General features: G+C 70.7%; 5 protein-coding genes. All 5 read left to right on the top strand.

Annotated features, from left to right (window positions below):
- The first annotated feature begins 1 nt into the window (after position 1).
- The 5 genes from CNQ36_RS00310 (at position 2) to CNQ36_RS00290 (ending at position 13,843) form a co-directional block, all read left to right on the top strand.
- Entirely contained in the window at positions 2–9,229 is a 9,228-nt protein-coding gene (locus tag CNQ36_RS00310) for an SDR family NAD(P)-dependent oxidoreductase (RefSeq protein ID WP_121544433.1), read from the top strand.
- Positions 9,226–10,590 (top strand): PfaD family polyunsaturated fatty acid/polyketide biosynthesis protein, encoded by a 1,365-nt coding sequence (locus CNQ36_RS00305; protein ID WP_206278388.1) that lies wholly within the window; start codon positions 9,226–9,228, stop codon positions 10,588–10,590. The genes CNQ36_RS00310 and CNQ36_RS00305 overlap by 4 nt, the downstream gene beginning before the upstream one ends.
- A 90-nt stretch (positions 10,591–10,680) precedes the next feature.
- The gene (gene fabD / locus CNQ36_RS00300; protein WP_163013161.1) at positions 10,681–11,769 is read left to right on the top strand and encodes an ACP S-malonyltransferase; all 1,089 of its coding nucleotides are present in this window, start codon (positions 10,681–10,683) and stop codon (positions 11,767–11,769) included.
- Positions 11,770–11,810: 41 nt separating this feature from the next.
- Positions 11,811–13,070, top strand: coding sequence for a hydroxymethylglutaryl-CoA synthase family protein (locus CNQ36_RS00295; protein ID WP_121544430.1), 1,260 nt, complete (start codon positions 11,811–11,813; stop codon positions 13,068–13,070).
- The gene (locus CNQ36_RS00290; protein WP_121544429.1) at positions 13,058–13,843 is read left to right on the top strand and encodes an enoyl-CoA hydratase/isomerase; all 786 of its coding nucleotides are present in this window, start codon (positions 13,058–13,060) and stop codon (positions 13,841–13,843) included. The genes CNQ36_RS00295 and CNQ36_RS00290 overlap by 13 nt, the downstream gene beginning before the upstream one ends.
- The last annotated feature ends 1 nt before the right edge of the window (position 13,844 follow it).

Here is a 13,844-nt window from a genome sequence, read left to right as displayed (position 1 = left end):
CATGCTGAACGACATCCGGCGCGAAGCCATCACGATGGTGCCCGAAGGCACGCGGGTCCCCCTGCGCCAACTGTGCCGGGAGCAGGCCGGCGCGCCGACCCCCGCAGAGCTCGCGCAGCCCGGTGCCGCCGTCGACGACGACCTGCTGAGCCGCCTGCTGCTGACACAGCTGACGCGCGCGGGGCACCTGTCCGGTGAGGCCGCGCCCCCGGTCCCCGGTGACGGTATGCGTCGCTGGCTGGACGAATCCGTGCGGCGGCTGCGCGGCGCCGGGCTCCTGGACGGCTCGCCCAAGGTGCCGGTGCCGGCGGAGAGCGTGGACGGCTCCGCCGCATGGTCGGCCTGGGAGCAGCACGCCGCCGACGCGCGGGGGGACGCCGACCGGCGCGCGCGGTTCAGGCTGCTCGACGCCACCCTGCGGGCACTGCCGGGCATCCTGCGGGGCGAGGTACTCGCCACCGACGTGATGTTCCCCGGCTCGTCGATGGAACTGGTCGAGCGCATCTACCGGGACAATCCCCTCTCCGACTGCTTCAACGGGATCCTGGCGGACACCGCGGCCGCCGTGGTGCGGGAGATCGTCCGCACCGACCCGGCCGCACGTGTCCGCATCCTCGAGATCGGCGCGGGAACCGGCGGGGGAACCGTCGCCGTCCTCGAACGGCTGGAGCCCCTGGCGGCGCACGTCGAGACGTACTCCTACACGGATCTGTCGAAGTCCTTCCTGATGCACGCGCAGGAGGAGTACGGGCCGCGGTACCCCTACCTGGAATACCGCCTGTTCGACGTCGAGGAACCGCCGGCGGCACAGGGCGTCACCCCCGGTTCCTACGACCTCGTCCTCGCCACCAACGTGCTGCACGCGACGAGGGACATCCGCCGGACACTGCGCAACGCCAAGGGCGCGCTGAAACGGCACGGTGTCCTGCTCGCCAACGAGATCTCCACCCACTCGCTCTTCACCCACCTGACCTTCGGCCTCCTCGACGGCTGGTGGCTCCACGAGGACGACGAACTGCGCATGCCGGGCGGTCCCGGCCTCTCCCCGGAGACCTGGGAGGAGGTGCTCGACGACGAGGGCTACGGATCGGTGTCCTTCCCGGCGTCGCGGCTGCACGAGCTGGGCTACCAAGTGGTCGCCGCGGAGAGCGACGGCCTCGTCCGGCAGGAGGTCCGGAAGACCCAGGAGGCTCCGCAGGTCTCGGCCGCGACGGGGGATCAGGTCGGCGGGAGTTCCGTCCGGCCGGAGGCCCGGGAGACCGCCGCACCGAACGAGGCACCGGAACAGCGGGTCAGGGACGTGATCTTCGAGCAGCTGAGACTGTCGCTGAAGATCGACCGGTCACAGATCGCCGCGGACGACGCCTTCATGGACTACGGCGTCGATTCGATCATAGGCGTGCGGCTCATCCAGGAGATCAACCGTGCGCTCGGCACTGACCTCGCCACGACCGACCTCTTCGATCACGGCTCCGTGACACGGCTGGCCCGGTACATCGTCGACCACGCCCGTCCGGAGGCGCCGGCCGCCCCGCTGCCGACCGGGCGGCCCGGCGCGCCCGAGGAAACGGCGGCGCCTCCGGCCGCGGCCCGGCGGGCCGCCCGGCCGGCAACGAGGCCCGACGCCCGGCGGACCGCCGCGGGCGCCCCGTCCAGGGAGCCCATCGCCGTCATCGGCATGAGCGGCAGGTTCGCCGGCTCGGCCGACGTCGAACAGCTCTGGGAGCACCTCGCACAGGGCCACGACCTCACCGGGCCCGTCTCGCGGTGGGACCTCTCAGGCCACCACCCGGCCGGTGCGCCCGGCTGCGAGCGCGGCAGCTTCATCGACGGCATCGACCGCTTCGACCCGGGCTTCTTCAACATCTCGGGCGTCGAGGCCACCTACATGGACCCGCAGCAACGGCTCTTCCTCGAGGAGTCGTGGAAAGCCCTGGAGGACGCCGGTCACGCGGGCTCCGGCACCCGGGGGCGGCGCGTCGGAGTGTACGTCGGCTGCCAGGAGAGCGGCTACGCACAGCTGTTCGGCCCCGAGGTGCCCCCGCAGTCCATGTGGGGCAACGCGCTTTCGGCGATGCCGGCGCGCATCTCGTACCATCTCGACCTCCAGGGCCCGGCGATCGCGGTCGACACGGCCTGCTCCAGTTCGCTCGTCGCCCTCCACCTCGCCTGCCAGGGCCTGTGGGGCGGTGAGACCGAGATGGCCCTGGCGGGCGGGGTCTCCCTGCAGTGCACCCCGCAGTTCTACGTGCTGGCGGGCCGCGCCGGCATGCTCTCCGCGAGCGGCCGCTGCCACACCTTCGACGACCGGGCCGACGGGTTCGTGCCCGGCGAGGGCGTCGGAGTCCTCGTGCTCAAGCGTCTCGGCGACGCGCTCGCCGACGGCGACCACATCCGGGGCGTCATCAGCGGCTCCGGGATCAACCAGGACGGCGCGTCCAACGGAATCACCGCACCGAGCGCCGCCTCCCAGGAGCGACTGGAAAGCTCGGTCTACGACACCTTCGGGATCCGCCCCGACGCCATCCAGATGGTGGAGGCGCACGGAACGGGCACCAAGCTCGGCGACCCGATCGAGTACCGGGCACTGAAACGGGCCTTCCGCCGGCACACCGACCGCCGGGACTACTGTGCGCTGGGCTCGGTCAAGTCCAACCTGGGCCACACCATCACCGCAGCCGGCGTCGCCGGAGCCATCAAGGTCCTGCTCTCGCTCGAACACCGGACCATCCCGCCGTCGATCCACTTCGAGCAGGCGAACGCGCACATCGACATGGCCGACAGCCCGTTCTACGTCAACACGGAGCTCCGCCCCTGGGCTGCGGGGACCGACGGCACACGACGTGCCGCGGTCAGCTCCTTCGGGGTCAGCGGCACCAACGCCCACATAGTCTTCGAGGAGGCCCCGGGCGCGGTCCACCTCTCCACCGCGTCCACCGCGCACCTCGTCACCCTCTCCGCGGCCACCGCCGGGCAACTCGCCGAGCAGGCCGAGCGCCTGATCGAGCACTGCGAACGGCGCCCCGCCCTGGACCCGGGCGACATCTCCTTCACCCTCCTCCTCGGCCGCAGACACCTCGCGCACCGGCTGGCCTGGGTCGTACGGGACGGCGCGGAACTGGTCGGGACACTGCGCACCTGGCTCGACGGGGGGCGGAGCCCCCGCCTGAGCACCGGCGAGGTCCCCGCCCAGGGGATCGACGAGCGTGCCGCGCTGCGCGACCTCGGCAACGACTGCCTCCGGCAGGCCGCCACCGACCCGGCATCGCGCGCCGAACTGCTGTCGACCGTCGCGGACCTCTACGTCCAGGGCTACGACCTCGACTACGCCGCCCTCTTCGCCACGGACCACCACACCCGCGTACCGCTGCCGACCTACCCGTTCGCCCGTGACCGCTACTGGGTGCCCGAGCAGCGGACGCCCGCCCCGGCCCGCCCCCGCACGTCCGAGCCGCACCCGCTGCTGCACGAGGACGTCTCGGACTTCCAGGCCCGGCGCTACCGCACGCGGTTCACCGGTGAGGAGCACTTCCTCACGGACCACGTGGTCAAGGGACGCAAGGTGCTGCCGGGCGTCGCCTGCCTGGAGATGGCACGGGCCGCCGCCGCCCTGACCCTGGGGACGCCCGCGCCCGGTGGCGGCGCCGACGGCATCGTGCTGCGCAACGTGGTGTGGGCGCGGCCCGTGGCCGTGGACGCCGAGCCCGTCACCCTCGTCACGTCCCTCGCCCCCAAGGGCCCCGACGGGGCCGACTACGAGATCACCGGCACGCCCCCGACGGTGCCGGGTGCCGCCCCGGTGGTGCACAGCCAGGGGCAGGTGGTGCGCAGGCCGGTGGTGCAGGCGACGCTCGACGTCCCGGCCCTGCGTGCCGCGTGCGACCAGGGGGAGCTGACCGCGGCCGCGCTGTACCGGGCCTACGGGGCCATCGGGTTCCGCTACGGCCCCTCGCACCGGGGCCTGGAGCGGCTGCACGTCGGCCGCGGCCAGGTCCTGGCCCGCCTCGTCCTGCCCGGCTCGGTCCGCGCGGCCCGTGACGCGTTCGTCCTGCATCCGAGCCTGCTCGACGCGACCCTGCAGGCGTCACTCGGCATCGGCCTCGCGACCGGGCAGGCCACGGCGCTCGACGTGTCCGGCATGAAGCCCTCCCTCCCGTTCGCCCTGGACGAGCTCGACGTGCTCGGCAGCAGCCAGGAGTCGATGTGGGCCTGGATCCGCTACAGCGCCGGCTCCCGCGCGGGCGGGACGGTCTTCAAGCTCGACATCGACCTCTGCGACGACCAAGGACGGGTCTGCGTCCGGATCCGCGGCATGTCCTACCGCCTCCTGGAGGGCGAGGTCGGCGGGACCGGGTCCGACGCGGTGTCCTGCGTCGGTTTCCTGCCGGTCTGGCGGGAAACCGCACCCGGCACGGGCCCGGACACCGAGCCGCAGGAACGCGCCGTGCTGCTGCCCGACCTGCCCGGCCTCGGCGAACTCCTCGCCCGGCGGGAACCGGCGGCGCGGCTGCTTCCGCTGGCCTCCGCCGGGGCCGGGATCGCGGAGCGGTACACCGAGTACACCCTCCAGACGCTGGAGCACCTGCGCCGCGTGATGGCCGAGGGCGTGGGGGAGGGGCTCCGTGTTCAGCTCGTCGTCCCGGACGAGAGCGGACCCGACACCACCCGCGGCCTGCTCGGGCTGCTCAAGTCGGCGCAGGCCGAGGCGCCGGGGCTGCTGCCGCAGGTCGTGCTCGTCGACCCGGCCGAGACGGCCGAGCAGATGATGTCCCGGCTCGCTGCCGCCCGCCGCCATCCCGACGCCTCCTGCCTGCGATTCCGCGCCGGCCGCGTCGAGGCCCTCGGCTGGCGCGAGGCCGGCACGCCCGCCGAGTCGCGGGTGCCCTGGCGCAGCGGCGGGGTCTACCTCGTGACGGGCGGACTGGGCGGCATCGGCACGCTCGTCGCACGGGACATGGCCGCCGCGGTGCGCGACGTCAGGATCGTCCTGGCGGGCCGCTCACCGCTCGGTCCCGAGCAGGAGTCGGTCCTGGACGCGCTGCGCGACCTGGGAGCCGACGTCCGCTACGTGCGGGCCGACGTCTCACGGGCCGCCGCCGTGCGCTCGCTGGTGGACGGCATCCTGCGGGAACACGGCACCCTGCACGGGATCGTCCACGCGGCCGGGGTGCTCCGTGACGGCCTCGTCCGGGGCAAGACCGCCGAGGAGTGCCGCGAGGTCCTCGCGCCGAAGGTCGCCGGCCTGGTGAACCTGGACGAGGCCAGCAAGGACGTACCGCTGGACTTCCTGGTGTCGTTCTCCGGCGCGGCAGGGGTGCTGGGCAACGCCGGGCAGAGCGACTACGCGGCGGCCAACGCGTTCCTGGACGCGTACACCCACCACCGGCGGCAGCTTGCCGACCGCGGTGAGCGCTCGGGCGCCTCCGTGTCGGTCGACTGGCCGCTGTGGGCCGGGGGCGGGATGCGGGTGGACCCCGGAACCGAGGCGATGATGCGCGAGCGGCTGGGCATGGCGCCCATGCCGACCACCGAGGGCATGGCCGCGCTGTACGCCGCTCTGGGGGCGCCGCACGACCAGGTCCTGGTCGTCGCGGGCGACGCCGACCGGATCAGGCGTACCGTGCTGGGCCCGCCGGCGGCGCCCGGGGAGTCCCGGCCCGTGCCGCCCCGGCGGGGCGTCCCGGTGACGGGCGCGGCTGCCGCCCCGTCCCCGCAGGCGACGGGCGAAGCGGACGTCCGTGCCGCCCTGGTCGCGCGGCTCCGGCAGACGCTGAGCGAGGTGCTCCAGATGCCCGGTCACCGGATCGACCCGGCGGCGCCCTTCGAACGGTTCGGCATCGACTCGGTGCTCGCGCTCTCCCTCACCAACCGGCTGGAGGCCGACTTCGGCTCGCTGTCGAAGACGCTCTTCTTCGAGTACCGCGACATCCAGGAGCTGAGCGCCTACTTCCTCCGGGCGCACGCGGACGCGGTACGGGCTGTCGTCGGCCTCCACGACGACAACGAGCCCGGCCGGTCCGCCCCGCCCGGGGGAGGGGCCCCGGTCACCGCCGTACGGCCTCCGGCGCCGGCCGAGGCACCGGCGGCCACGGCGCAGCCGGTACGGCCGGCGACCCGCGAGGACGCGATCGCCGTGATCGGACTCGCCGGCCGCTACCCCGGCGCACAGGACCTGGACGTGTTCTGGGAGAACCTGGTCGCGGGCCGCGACGGCGTCACCGAGGTGCCCCGGGACCGCTGGGAGCACGGCCCCGCTGACGACTCCGGACGGGACCTGCCCGGCGGCACCCCCGCCCGGTGGGGCGGATTCCTCGACGGCGCGGCCGACTTCGACGCACAGTTCTTCAACGTCTCGCCGCGCGAGGCCGCGATCATGGACCCGCAGACACGCCTGTTCCTGGAGTGCGTCTGGACCCTGCTGGAGAGCTCCGGCTACACCCGGGACCGGCTTCGCGAGGAGCACGGCGGCCGGGTCGGCGTCTACGTCGGCGCGATGTACCAGCACTACCAGTTGTTGTCGTCCGATCTCGTGCACGAGTCCATCACGTCGGTCATGAGCTACAGCGCCATCGCCAACCGGGTCTCGCACTTCTTCGACCTGCAGGGGCCGAGCCTGGCCATCGACACCACCTGTTCCTCGTCGCTCGTCGCGATCCACATGGCCTGCGAGGAACTGCGCCGGGGCGGCGGCGACATGATGATCGCCGGTGGCGTCAATCTCTCCCTGCACCCCAAGAAGTACCTGGGGCTGAGTCTCACCGGCCTCACGGGCAGCGACCCGGGCAGCCGGCCTCTCCTGGACGGCGACGGCTTCATTCCCGCGGAGGGCGTCGGCGCGGTGCTGCTGAAGCCACTTGCCGACGCCGTCCGCGACGGGGACGAGATCCTCGCCGTCGTCCGGTCGAGCGCGACCAACCACAAGGGCCGCACCAGCGGGCCCATGGTGCCCAGCCCGGCGCGGCAGGAGCGGCTGATCACCGAGAACCTGGAGCGGGCGGGCGTCCACCCCCGCACGATCAGCTACGCCGAGGTATCGGCCAACGGGTCCCAGATGGGCGACGCCATCGAATTCGCGGCGCTGCGGGACGCCTTCGGCGAGCGCACCCGGGACGAGCGGTTCTGCGCCCTCGGCACGGTCAAGTCGACGCTGGGCAACATGGAGGCGGCCTCGGGCGTGGCCCAGCTGAGCAAGGTCGTCCTGCAGCTCGCGCATCGCCGGCTCGTCCCCTTCGCCGGTGAGGGCCGGCTCAATCCGGGGGTGGAGCTCGCGGGCACCGCGTTCTACCTGCCGCAGGAGCCGCAGCCGTGGCTCCGGCCCGTCGTGAACCTCGACGGCCAGGAGCGGGAGTACCCGCTGCGGGCGACCATCAACTCCTTCGGGGCGGGCGGCACCAACGCCCATCTGGTCGTGGAGGAGTACCTGCCGGAGCCCGGGGCCCACGACACCGCCGCACCGGCGACCCGGGACACCGGCCCGACACCGCAGATCGTGGTCCTCTCCGCCCGTACCGAGGACCGGCTGAGAGCCGTCGCGAGCCGCCTGCTGGACTTCCTGCCCACGCAGGCCGACCTGTCCCTCGAGGACCTCGCCCACACACTCCGGTGCGGGCGCGAGGCCATGCCCTGCCGGCTGGCGCTGGTGGCGGGCAGCCTCGATGAGGTCGCCGCGGGCCTCGCCCACTACCTCGACGGTCCCGGGGGAACCGCGCCCGTACCGCTGTTCACCGGCAGCGCCGGGCGGGACGACGCGGACCTCGACCTGCTGCTCGGCGGAAGGGCCGGGGAGGCACTGGTGCGCGAGCTGCTGGCCGAGAACCACCTCGAGAAGCTCGCCCTGCTGTGGGCGCGGGGCGGGACGGTGCCCTGGGGGTCGGTACGGCGCGGCGACCGTGTCCCGCGGATCCTCCGGTCGCTGCCCGGCTACCCCTTCGACCGGAAGCGGTACTGGGTGCCCGCACCCCCGGGAGGCGACGCCGCGACCGCGATCGCCGCTCCTGCGGCGGCTCCACCGGCCGGGGCGTCCACGAACCGGATCACGGACATCGTCGCCGGGCTGCTGGGCATGCGGACGGACGAACTCGACCCCGCCACACCGCTGGAGGATCTCGGTTTCAGCTCCCTGCACGCCACGCAGCTGCTCCAGGCGCTGCGGGCCGAGGTCGACCCCACGGCCGATCTCGGCGCGTTGAACGAGTGCCGGTCGACCCGGGACCTGATGCGGCGGTTCGGGCCGGGCCCCGGAGCGGCCGGGACGGCGCCCGCCGCCCCGTTGCGCATCCCGGAGGTCGTTCGGCTCAATGGCGGACGCGAGGGCCGACCGGTCTTCTGGTTCCACGGCGGGCTCGGTGGGGTCGAGGTCTACGCGTCGATCGCCGACAGCGTCGAGCGGCCCTTCCACGGGATCCAGGCCCGCGGCTGGATGACGGACAGCGAGCCGCTGCACGGGATCGAGGCGCTGGCGACGCACTACGCGCGGATCATCCGCACGGTCCAGCCCGAGGGGCCCTACGACCTCGGCGGCTACTCGTTCGGCGGCCTGCTGGCCTACGAGGTGACGCGCCGTCTCCAGGAACAGGGCGCGACGGTCGAGAGCATCGTCATGGTGGACACCTACGACGACAGCGTGCAGGACGTGAGCATGTCGCGTACCGACATGCTGTTGCAGCAGGTCAACGCCCTGCTGTTCGCCGCGTCCAAGCCGGCGCCGCAGGACTTCGCCAGCACGCTGGTGTCCGGCCGCGAGGTCGACTGGGACCAGGACGAGGTCGCCCTGCTCGACCAGATGCTCACCCTCGCCCGCACACGCGGGCTGAAGGGGGACCCGCAGACGTTGCGCGACCGGGTGCTGCGCAATCTCGCGGTTCAGGAGGCCTACGGACTGCTGGACTACGACATCGCACCGCTTCCCCGGCCGGAGTCGGTCGCCTGCTTCTACTTCCGCAACCGCAGCGGCCTGTTCTACGGGGAGATGGAGCCGCTGTTCTCGACGCAGAAGGACGGTGCGGTCCTGGACGACGCCGTCTACTGGGCGGGGTGGGAGCGGCAGTTGCCCCACTTCCACCAGGTCGACGTGGACTCGGCGAACCACTTCGTGATGCTGGGCGATCCGGCGGCGCTCACCACGGTGAGGTCCTTCTGCAAGCTGTTCTACTCCGCCGGGCGGGACAGGCGCGTCCCCGTGGCGAAGGCATGGGTCACCCGCCACCAGAAGGCGCAGGACACGAAGTGAGCGCGGAGGGAGAACGGGACGGGGACGCGGCGGGGCGGCTCGGCTGCGCATCCTTCCGCCGGGACTTCGGCGTCGACTACGCCTATCTGGCGGGGTCGATGTACCGGGGTATCGCGTCGAAGGAACTGGTGGTCGCCATGGGGCGGGCCGGCTTCATGGGCTTCCTGGGTGCCGCCGGCCTGAGCCCCGAGCGGGTGACGGGCGACATCGCCCACATCCGGAGGCATCTGGACCCCGGCCTGCCCTTCGGGGTCAATCTGCTGTGCGACCTCCAGCACCCGGCACGTGAGACGGCCAACGTCGAGATGCTGCTGGCCCAGGGAGTGAGCGTCATCGAGGCGTCGGCGTTCATCAAGGTCACCGAGGCCCTGGTCCTGTTCCATCTGTCGGGGCTGCGGGCCGGGCCGGGAGGCGCGATCGAACGGGGGACGCGGATCGTCGCCAAGGTGTCGCGGCCCGAGGTGGCGCGCGAGTTCATGCGGCCCGCTCCGGTGGACGTCGTCGAACGGCTGGTGGCCGAGGGCCGGGTCACTCGCCGGCAGGCCGCGCTGGCCCGGGGCGTTCCGGTGGCGCAGGACCTCACCGTCGAAGCGGATTCGGGAGGCCACACCGACCGCGGGGTGTCCACCGTGCTGCTGCCGTCGATGCAGAGCCTGCGACGGCGCGCGGCACAGGAGTTCGGGTACGGCGAGAAGATCCGTCTGGGACTCGCCGGCGGGATCGGGACGCCGCAGGCGGTCGCCGCCGCCTTCGCCATGGGAGCCGACTTCGTCATGACCGGCTCCATCAATCAGTGCACGGTCGAGGCCGGGGTCGGCGACGCGGTGAAGGACCGCCTTCAGACCATCGACGTCCAGGACACCGACTACTGCCCGGCGGGTGACATGTTCGAGATCGGCGCCCTGGTCCAGGTCCTGAAGAAGGGCGTGCTGTTCCCGGCACGGGCGAACCGGCTGCACGCCCTGTACAAGAGCCATGAATCGTGGGAGGAGATACCGCAGGAGACCCGCAGACAGATCCAGGAGGCCTACTTCAAGAAGAGTGCAGAAGAGGTCTGGCGGGAAACCTGCGAGCACCTGCGGAAGACGGGCCGCGAGTCGGAGATCGAGCGGGCCGAGCGCAACCCGAAGCGGCGCATGGCCCTCATGTTCCGCTGGTACTACGGCTACTCCAGTCGGCTCTCGTTCATGGACGCCGATGTCGACCGGGCAAATGTGCAGATCCACACGGGCCCCGCACTGGGAGCTTTTAATCAATGGGCGCGCGGCACGCCGTGGGAAAACTGGAGAAACCGCCATCCGGACCGGATCGCACGCGAGTTGATGCGTGAGGCTTCCTCGATTCTCTCGGGATACAGGTAGCCGCGGGTGCCGATTTTCTGGCAGGGTGAGAACGCAACAAGATCGCGGCCGTCGCGAACAGCGGAGAAAGACGACGAGAAGGGACTGCCCATGAAGGTCTACGTCTTCCCCGGACAGGGGGCGCAGCAGAAGGGAATGGGTGCTTCCCTTTTCGACGAATTTCCGGATCTGACCCGTGCGGCCGACTCGATCCTGGGCTACTCCATCAAGGAACTCTGCCTCGAGGATCCCGAGGGACTGCTCGACCGGACCCAGTGCACGCAGCCCGCGATGTACGTCGTCAACGCCCTGTCGTACTACAAGAAGATCCGTGAGACCGGTATGGTTCCGGACGTCGTCGCCGGTCACAGCCTCGGCGAGTACAACGCGCTGCTGGCGGCCGAGGTGTTCGACTTCGAGACGGGCCTGCGGCTGGTGCGTAAGCGCGGAGAGCTGATGGGCCGGGCTTCGGGCGGCGGTATGGCAGCCGTGCTGAACGCGTCGGAGCGGGAGATCCGCACCATCCTCGCCGAGAACGGACTCGACTCCGTCGATCTGGCGAACTTCAACACGCCCTCTCAGATCGTGATTTCCGGCCGGGCCGAGGACATCGACGCCGCGAAGCCGCTGTTCCAGACCGGAAAGCACTTGTTCATGCCCCTGCGGACGAGCGGGGCCTTCCATTCCCGGTACATGGAGCCGGCGCGTGCGGAGTTCGAGGAGTTCCTGACAGGGATGAACCTGTCCGGGCCGTGTATTCCGGTGATTTCCAATGTGACGGCGAGAGCGTATGAGGATCACCTCGTCAAGGAGAGCCTGACGCGGCAGATGGTGAGCGCCGTGCGGTGGTCCGACTCGATGGAGCACCTTCTCGAGCAGCCGGGGGTGGAGTTCGAGGAAATTGGCCACGGAAACGTGCTGACGAAATTGCTGGCGAAGATACGTCGCGAAATCAAGAACACGGATAAACCGCTGCCCGAGGTTTCGAAGAAGCCGGAGAACGCCGGAGAGATGGTGCGGAAGTGGAATGAACGGTATGCGGTAGGTGCTCGTTTCCGTTCCACCACCGGAAACTACGGGGAGCTGGAGACCGCTACGGCGGCGACCGTCCTCTTCGGGCATCGGGCGGCCGTCTACATGAACGGATACCGCGGGTACTTCGACCTCCGGGAACTGGAGCCGGTCGCGGCCGCGCAGTGAATCGGAATGAAACCGGACGGGAATCCCCAGGGAGAGAAGTCATGACGACAGTTGGAATCGAAGCACTGAACGTCTTCGCCGGCTCCTGCTACCTCGACGTGGAGAAGCTGGCGATCCACCGCGGGCTCGACACCGCGAGGTTCGACAACCTCCTCATGAAGGAGAAGACCGTCGCGCTGCCTTACGAGGATCCCGTGACGTTCGGCGTCAACGCGGCCAAGCCCCTCATCGACGCCCTGTCGCCCGAGGAGCGGGACTCCATCGAACTGGTCATCACCGCGACCGAGTCGGCGTTCGACTTCGGCAAGTCCATGAGCACGTACTTCCACGACCTCCTGGGGCTGAACCGGAACTGCCGCCTCTTCGAGATCAAGAACGCCTGCTACTCGGGCGTCGCAGCGCTGCAGACGGCGGCGAACTTCATCCTGTCGGGCACCTCACCGGGTGCGAAAGCCCTGGTCATCGCCACCGACATCACCCGCTTCATGGTCGCGGAGAGCGGTGACGCGCTCTCCGAGGACTGGTCCTTCGCCGAACCGAGCGGCGGCGCCGGCGCCGTGGCGATGATCGTCAGCGACACCCCGCACATCTTCCGGATAGACGTCGGCGCGAGTGGCTACTACGGCTACGAGGTGATGGACACCTGCCGTCCCCTGCCCGACAGCGAAGCGGGCAACGCGGACCTCTCGCTGCTCTCGTACCTGGACTGCTGCGAGAAATCCTTCCTCGAATACCAGCGACGGGTCGGCGACGTGGACTTCGTCTCCACCTTCGGCTATCTCGCCTTCCACACGCCCTTCGGCGGCATGATCAAGGGCGCCCACCGCAACCTGATGCGCAAGGTCGCCAAGGCGCGCCCGGCGGTCATCGAGGAGGACTTCCAGCGGCGCATGCACCCGGGCCTGACGTACTGCCAGCGCGTCGGGAACATCATGGGCGCGACCACCATGCTCTCGCTGGCCAGCACCATCGACAACGCGGATCTCACCGGCCCCCAGCGCATCGGCGTCTTCTCCTACGGCTCCGGCTGCTGCTCCGAGTTCTTCAGCGGCGTGGCCCGCCAGGAGAGCCAGGACCGCACACGCGCTCTCGAGATGGAGAAGCACCTCGACGCCCGGTACGAGCTGACGATGCCGGAGTACGACTCACTGCTCCAGGCCAATCACGCGGTGAAATTCGGCACCCGGAACGCGCTGTTGAGCACCGACATCGTTCCGCAGGCCCGGACCGGGAACGGCCGGGAACTCCTCTTCCTCAAGCGGATCGATGAGTTCCACCGGGAGTACGAGTGGGTGTCCTGAACAAGGCCGGATACGAGACCGTCAAGGTCCGCTTCGACAACGGGATCTGTCACCTCCAACTGCACCGGCCCGAAGCGGGCAACACCATCAGCACCCGTCTGGTCCAGGAGTGCGCGGAGGTGGTGCGCTTCGCCGAGGAACACGCCACCGTCCTGGTTCTGGAAGGGCTGCCCGAGGTGTTCTGCTGGGGCGCCGACTTCGGGGAGCTCGCCGCAGGGGGCGGCGAGGCCGACAACGGGGAATCGCCGGCGGCGGCCCTGTACGACCTGTGGCTCTCCCTGGCCTTCGGCTCGTTCGTCTCCGTGGCGCACGTGCGCGGCAAGGCCAACGCCGGGGGAGTGGGATTCGTGGCGGCGTGCGACATCGTGGTGTGCGCGGAAACGGTGACGTTCAGCCTGTCCGAGCTCCTTTTCGGGCTGATGCCGGCCTGCGTCCTGCCCTTCCTGACCAGGAAGGTAGGCCCTGCCAGGTCCAACTACCTCACTCTGATGACCCAACCGTTCACCGCCCGGCAGGCGGCCACCTGGGGACTCGTCGACGTCAGCGCGGACGACAGCGGCAACCCGCTGCGCCGGCACCTCCTGCGGCTGCGCTACCTGCCCAAGACGGGAGTGACCCGCTACAAGAAGTACCTCCGCGACCTCGACGACATCCTGCTCCCCTCCCGGGACAAAGCCGTCGCGGCCAACAAGGAGGTCTTCTCCGACGCGGAGAACCTGCGCAAGATCGAACGCTACGTGAAGACAGGGCAGTTCCCCTGGGAAGGAGAGTAGG

Origin of the sequence: Streptomyces fungicidicus, from assembly GCF_003665435.1 — a bacterium.
Lineage (GTDB): Bacteria > Actinomycetota > Actinomycetes > Streptomycetales > Streptomycetaceae > Streptomyces > Streptomyces fungicidicus.
Note: the sequence above shows the minus strand (reverse complement) of the source record. Positions and strands in the feature narration are given on the sequence as shown.

Coding starts and splice junctions, on each gene's coding strand:
- CNQ36_RS00310 (WP_121544433.1), top strand. CDS start 2: ATGCTGAACGACATCCGGCGCGAAGCCATCACGATGGTGCCCGAAGGC.
- fabD (WP_163013161.1), top strand. CDS start 10,681: ATGAAGGTCTACGTCTTCCCCGGACAGGGGGCGCAGCAGAAGGGAATG.
- CNQ36_RS00295 (WP_121544430.1), top strand. CDS start 11,811: ATGACGACAGTTGGAATCGAAGCACTGAACGTCTTCGCCGGCTCCTGC.